The sequence below is a fragment of the Flavobacterium sp. CG_9.1 genome (assembly GCF_015751645.1).
GTDB classification, from domain to species: domain Bacteria; phylum Bacteroidota; class Bacteroidia; order Flavobacteriales; family Flavobacteriaceae; genus Flavobacterium; species Flavobacterium xanthum.
Genome location: NZ_JADOVC010000058.1, coordinates 1 through 5744, shown reverse-complemented (window position 1 = coordinate 5744; position 5744 = coordinate 1). Strand labels below are relative to the sequence as shown.

General features: G+C 26.6%; 5 protein-coding genes and 1 pseudogene. All 6 read right to left on the bottom strand.

Going from position 1 to position 5744, the window contains the following annotated elements; genetic code table 11:
* Positions 1 to 499: 499 nt before the first annotated feature.
* Positions 500 to 849: pseudogene (locus IWX83_RS16830) on the bottom strand (ATP-binding cassette domain-containing protein); the annotation flags it as partial.
* A 132-nt stretch (positions 850 to 981) separates the two neighbouring features.
* A complete protein-coding gene (locus IWX83_RS16825; protein ID WP_196831322.1) occupies positions 982 to 2295 on the bottom strand; it encodes an MATE family efflux transporter in 1314 nt (437 codons plus the stop codon).
* A gap of 8 nt (positions 2296 to 2303) precedes the next feature.
* Positions 2304 to 3140 carry a hypothetical protein gene (locus IWX83_RS16820; RefSeq protein ID WP_196831321.1) on the bottom strand — a complete coding sequence of 279 codons (837 nt, stop codon included), beginning with the start codon at positions 3138 to 3140 and terminating at the stop codon, positions 2304 to 2306.
* Entirely contained in the window at positions 3141 to 3917 is a 777-nt protein-coding gene (locus tag IWX83_RS16815) for an HAD-IIB family hydrolase (protein ID WP_196831320.1), read from the bottom strand.
* Positions 3899 to 4933 (bottom strand): Gfo/Idh/MocA family protein, encoded by a 1035-nt coding sequence (locus IWX83_RS16810; RefSeq protein WP_196831319.1) that lies wholly within the window; start codon positions 4931 to 4933, stop codon positions 3899 to 3901. The genes IWX83_RS16815 and IWX83_RS16810 overlap by 19 nt, the downstream gene beginning before the upstream one ends.
* Positions 4917 to 5414, bottom strand: a complete 498-nt coding sequence (locus IWX83_RS16805) for an NUDIX hydrolase (protein ID WP_196831318.1) — start codon at positions 5412 to 5414, stop codon at positions 4917 to 4919. The genes IWX83_RS16810 and IWX83_RS16805 overlap by 17 nt, the downstream gene beginning before the upstream one ends.
* Between the last annotated feature and the right edge of the window lie 330 nt (positions 5415 to 5744).

Below are 5744 nucleotides of genomic sequence, written 5' to 3'. Positions count from 1 at the left end.
CTTCTTGTTCTTGACATAATTCTGCTAATTTAAGGTTTTTAATCCTATCTTAATTTAAAGCAAAAAATTGTACGTTTTTTGGGGAGCAGCATATTAAATACTAATAATTAAATTATTATATTTCATAAAACAACTTTTATAGATTTAAATTTCTAGAAATATAGTGTTTCTGTATGGTTATTTATGAATATAAATGACTATGCGGCATTAATAATGTTAAAATTACCCGTCCCGAAAATATGAAGAAGAAATGGAATGTTAGGTATAGTGATAACAACCTTTAACAAAAAAGGCAGTTTTTAAGTAAAGTATGTTAAAATGTTCATCTTATAAAGGCTAAATCACTACTGTAAACAATACACAAAACTCATATATAAATACTTGGAGAAATTGTGAAAGATTGGGCTATAATACTATTCTGATTGTATATAAAAAATCCCGATTACATTGAAGTAGGGAAGTTGAATAAATGCAATAATTTTTTTTTTAAACAAATTTGTTAGTTCCCTAATTCCAATTGATTCTTTCCTAAATCATAATAATTAGCTTTATTATATACCAGTTCAGGGTGATTTCCTTGTTCTACAATTTACCGTCTTTAAGGACTACAATGTTGTCAGCATTTTTTACGGTACTTAAACGATGCGCAATAGTAACAACTGTTTTTCCTTTAAAAAATTCTTGAAGATTATCATGTATAATTTTTTCATTCTCAGCATCAAGAGCTGATGTAGCTTCATCAAAAAAAATATAATGTGGGTTTTTATAAACGGCACGAGCAATTAAAATTCTTTGTTTTTGACCACCAGAAATACCATTTCCAGATGCTCCAATTTTGGTGTTAAAATGATGCGGTAATGTTCTTATTTAATTTTGTGCAATAATTATATAAAGGTCTCTTGCCTTGATCTAGAAGCTATAATATTTGATTTTTAGTTTGTTAAAAACACAAATTTATAATTTTTAAAAAACGTAACCTTTTTATGAATTTTGATATAGTCGCCTTATTCTGGCAATTAAAAATAATAATGAAATAATTAAACCGATGGATAAACCTAACCAAATCCCTTTAATTCCTATAATCTTGGATAATATAATTGATAATGGAATTGCAATTATATTATAAGAAAAAAATGCAATAAAAAAAGGCTTTAAAGTATCCTTGACTCCTTTTAGTGTCCCTAAAGCTATTGTTTCAAGGCTATCTATTAATTGGAATAATGATAAAAACACAAATGTATTTGCAACTGTAAAAATTACTGAATTATCATTTATATAAATAGTAGGTATTTTATTTTTTAAAATTTGAAAAACTATTGTAAAGATAACCGAACAAAATAAGGATAAAATAAAAAATGATTGTAACGATTTTTTAAATAGGATACTGTTTTTTTGTGCTAATAGTTTACTTGATTGTATGGCTGATGCTGTTCCTAAACTGAAAGGGATGGAAAACATAAGTGCTGAAATACTTAAAATTATTTGATTTGATGCTTGAGCTGTTGTACTTAATTTTCCTGATAAAATAACACTTGAAGTTAAAAGTGTTATTTTAAAAAAGACTTGAAAACTAGAGAAAGAACCTAAACTTATAATTTGTTTTGCAGAACTGAATTTAAATTTATGGTTTATTAAATTTTTGAAGAAAATCTTTGTTTCATTATTTTTTAATATGCAAATTAATAATACGAAGAATAGAAAGCATCTTGATATTAATGTGCCTATTGCTGAACCCAATAAGCCAAGTTTAGGCAAACCAAATTTGCCAAAAATAAGACAATAATTAAGAGAAACATTTAAAATAAGAGAAGCCAAAATGCAATACATTGCAATTTTTGGTTTGCTTACGCCATCTGAAAATTGTTTGAGTATTTGAAATAAAAATGCGGGAATAAATGAGTATAATAGAATTGAGAAATAAGGCTTTGCTGTTTTTACAACCTGTTCTGATTGACCAAAGTTGGAAAGGTTGAATAATAATATTTTGAGTATTACAAATAATATAATACCCAAAACTGTGTAAACGACAAAACCGTGAAAAAGTATGTTTTTAGTTTCTTTAATTTTACCAATGCAATACATTTCTGAAATGAGAGGTGTAAACATCATGGTAAATCCAATATTTAGAGCAAAAGCTAAAAATATAAGATTATTGCTTAATGAAAAGGCAGAAAGAGGCGAAGCCCCTAATCTGCCTATCATTATGTTATCAATAAAACTAATAAATGTGAAAGCTAATTGCCCTAAAAATATTGGAAATGCAAGTTTTATGTTTTGTTTTAAAAGTGGAATCATAAATTTTTTTATAAGATATCCGTTTTAATGATTTCCCCTTTTTTAATGATTTTATTACTTCCTATTCTTAAATAATCTCCAATAATTGCTTTATCTTCTATTACTGTATTTGTCCCAATAATACATGATTTACCTACTCTAACATTATCACCTATTTTTACATAGCTATCAATTAAAGATTTCCCTAAAACAACAGAATTATTTCCAATAGTAACATTATTATTTAAAGTTACAAATGAGTCAATTTTGCAATCATTTCCAGTTTTTACACCACAAGCAACAGAACAAAATGCACCTACAATGTTATTATTACCAATGTGAATTTTTTCAAGGACTAATCTACCTGAACGAATTATATGACCGCTTAATATTGTATTAATTCCAATGAACGTAAATTTACCAACATGAACCCTATCAGGATCTAAGATTCGAACATCATTTGCTAAAATAATGAAACTCTTATTAGGCATTCCAATTATTGAATAAAAGATATACCTAACGGGTTTTATTCTAATGACTAAATTGTTTAAAAAACTAGAAGTTACAACAGTTTCATGGATAAGGTCTTTAAATAACCATATATAATAGTTTTTTGTAAAAAAATTATGTTTACCATTAGGAACATTTGGAAGTAATTTAAATATTATGGCTATTAGTAATAGCGTTAATACAGGAAATAATATTAAAGATAAAGAAATAGAAATAAAAAAATGCAGATTTGATAAATATTTTTGACAAATAATAGATATTACAAACGGGCTGAAAGCAATAATAAAAATGATTGGTTTTATTATTGTTAACGATAACTGAACTAATAACTCTGTGAATATGAATTCTTTTTTCATTTAAATTTTATTGTTTAAAAAATGATATATACCATTTTCTTCATTTGATTTAGTTACATACTTAGAAACCTTTTTAATTTCAGAATGAGCATTTTCCATTGCTACTCCAATACCAGAGTTTTTGATTAGTTCATAATCGTTTAAATCATCCCCAAATGACAACACATTTTCTAAAGAGAAATCTAAACCATTTATCAATTCTAAAACACCTAATAATTTTGAAGACATTTTGGGCATTATTTGAATATACTTATTGTTATCTGTAATTAAAAGTTTTGAATTTATTGGTAAGAATGTTTTTAAAGTCTCTAAACATATTTTTTCTTTTCCTTCATCTATTATTAAAAATTTAGTAACGTCCTTTTTTTCAAGATCTTTTTTACTTATTTGTTGAGCAAAATACTGTGAACATTTGTCAAAACTCTCAAAACTTGAAAAAATTTCATTGTTTGACTCTATCGAAAAAAAGGTGTTTTTATATAATGTTGTAAATGATTTAGATAAGTTTTTGACATTATTTGACTCAATTAAATTTTCAAATATTTTGATTCCTGATTTTATACAAAAACCTCCATTTGAAAGTATCCAATAATCATCATAAAACTCTTCGTATAAGTTTTTAGGCAATAACTTCAGAGGTCTTGAAGTGTTAAACACGATTATTATATCCTTCTTTTTTTGAAATCTGATTGCTTGGATGCACTTATCGCTAATGGAAAAATCATTTTTAAGAAGAGTCCCGTCTAAATCAATAGAAATTAGTTTGATATTATGCATTGCTCTAAAGGTGTAGTTATTTTTAATATTTTTTCGTGAATTTCGGTCAATGCATAATAAGTATTAATCATACTTTTTAGATTTGTTTCAAAAGGGATGTTTTCCAAATATGATTTCAGAAAATTTGTTACTTCATTACTGTAGCCCGCAGAACTATAGCCTGATTTTAATGGGCTTTTATGGCTTATTATATTACATTTATTCGGGTTAATATTAAATGGCAAGTCAATATTTTTAGTTGTAACTTCAGCTTTAGACAAGTCGTCTACATTAATAATATTCCCGTTTTCGCTAGTTATTTCAATTTGATGTCTAAATCTCGGATAAAACGAACCGCTTTTTATATGTCCCACAATTCCATTTTCAAATTCAATAACAACACTTAAGAAAAAGGGCTGAATGTTCTTTGAACAAAAGACATTTATTTTACTGAATTTGCCCCCCATTCGTAATAGATAATCAAGCGGGTGTATTAATTGAGCTAATAAAAAGGATTCTATGATTGAATCAAAATTCCAAAATGGCTCAATAGGTTTGCTTGATAGATGCTCAATTGTAATAGACGATAGTTTACCAAAGTCTTTGTCATTTATTAATTCAATTATTGAATTATGTGAATCTGAATAGCTAAAATTCATGCCGACTCCAATAAGGATGTTTTGGCTATTCAGTTCTAGAATGTTTTTAAGTTCTAGAATATTTCTTACAGGAGGTTTTTCGACAAAAACAGCAATCTTGTTTTCGATACATAATTTAATCACATTGTAATGAACTTCAGGAGTAGAGGCTACAAAAATGATATCAAAAGATTCCTTAATTATCATTTTTGCGTAATCAGAGTATAAATTTTCAACATGTAATTTCTCTCCCATTTCTTTCAGAACGAGTTCGCTTATATCACATAAGGAGATTATTTCACACTTATTTGTTAATAAAATTGATGGCAATAAATTGTCTAGCATTTGTTCACCAAGACCAATTAAGCCGACTCTAACTTTTTTATTCTTTTTGTTCATATAATATTTTTTCGTTGTTATTAAATTTTGTTATTAGTTCGTTAATTATAATTTTTGTTCCCTCGAATAGATTTAAGTTTATGGATTCATTTAAATTTATCCACATTATATCTTTAGTTTCTTTAGTATTGAAAACAAATTCAGTTTCATGAACAAAAGACAAGTATGCAAAATCTAAATGATAATGTGCGTTTTCTTTATTAGAAGCAGGGATTAATTGTTGATAAAAAAATTCCGGTGGTAAAAGCCATTCTGAATCTTCAACTTTTTTTTCTTTGTGAAGAAAAGAAAAAAGTTTTATATTTAATCCTGTCTCTTCTTTAGCCTCTCTAATCACCCCTTCTATCTGATTTTCAAAGGATTCGATATGACCGCCAGGAACCATCCAACGATTAAATTTTTTATGATTAATAAGTAGAATTTTTAAATCATTTTCATATTTATTAATGATAAATACACTAGTTGTGAATTGTTTAAGCATAGTATTTTTTTATTACATCAATCATAGTATCTAGATCCATTATGTCTAACCCCTCATGTGTAGGTAAAGTAAATATTTGATCAATCAACTTTTCAGAATTATAGCAATCTTTATTTGTATTAGAAACAATTGGAAGATTATATAATGGGCAATATTTGTATCTTAATGGGTCTGAAATTATGTTCTGTTGCATCAATAGATTTTCTATTTCATTTTTATCATTCTCGGGAACTAGTTATTTTAGCCCCCGATAAGTTCGGAGTGTTATTTTAAATTTCAAACTTATATATTTGAAACATGAAATACAAGAAATGGACTTTAGATCAGAAG